This window comes from Streptomyces sp. SID3343 (assembly GCF_009865215.1).
Classification (GTDB): domain Bacteria; phylum Actinomycetota; class Actinomycetes; order Streptomycetales; family Streptomycetaceae; genus Embleya.
The window spans coordinates 1-985 of record NZ_WWJX01001187.1; the positions used below are offsets into that span (position 1 = coordinate 1).

General features: G+C 69.8%; 1 protein-coding gene. It reads right to left on the bottom strand.

Annotation, left to right across the window (positions count from 1 at the left end; translation table 11 throughout):
* Positions 1 to 985: ABC transporter ATP-binding protein (locus tag GT354_RS37355; RefSeq protein ID WP_161360827.1), on the bottom strand; the 985-nt coding region annotated here is incomplete at both ends.

Sequence of the window (985 nt, forward strand, 5' to 3'; positions counted from 1 at the left end):
TCCGGATGTTGTCCATGATGGTTCCGGCGAACAGGTACACGTCCTGGAAGACGATCGACACCTGGCGCATCACCTGCTCGGTGCCCAGTTCGCGCACGTCCGTGCCGCCGATGGTCACCCGGCCGGTGTCGACGTCGAAGAAGCGCGCGACCAGACGAGCCACGGTGGTCTTGCCGGACCCGGAAGGCCCGACGATCGCGGTCATCGTGGCCGGCGCGACGGTGAAGTCGACATGCTCCAGGACCGCCTTGTCGCCGTAGCCGAAACTCACGTCGTGGAAGGCGATTTCGGGTCCGCCGAGCGTCGCCGGGGTCTCGGGTTCCACCAGGGGCGCGGTGTCCAGTAGATCGCGCATGCGCTCGACCGAGTTGTCCGCCATGCGCAGCGCGCTGCCGAGGTCGGCGGCGGTGATGAGCGGTTCGACGTAGCGTGCGCCGAGTACCAGGATCGCGATCAGTTTCCCGGTCTCGATCGATCCGTGCAGGGCCAGTCCGGTACCCGCGAACAGCAGGACGGTGAAGGCCAGTTGCACGACGAGGATGAAGCCGATCAGGCCCGGGACGGCCCGGGACAGCAAAGCCCGGCCCGCGTTGCGTCGCTCCAGGAGGGCGTCGTCGAGCAGGCGTGCGCCGAAGTCGGTACGTCCGAACGCGCGCAGCACCGCCTGGGACTGGGCGAACTCGACGAGCCGCGCGTTGGCCTCCGCGGCGGCGGTGTGTGCTCGGGTGTCCGCGGCGACGACCAGGTTGCCGGTCCACCGGTAGGTCAGCACGAGCAGGGGGGCGCTGATCGCCGCGCACAGGGCGAGTCGCCAGTCGAAGAACGCCATCGCGACCACGACGGTGGCGGGCGTGACGAACGCGGTCACGATCGGGCGCAGCAGGTGCGCCGGCACACCCATGACGGTGACCACGCCCTTGCTGGTCAGCCGGCCCAGGCCGCCGATCCGGCCGGGGTCGAACCAGCCCAGCGGCAGCCGCGCGAT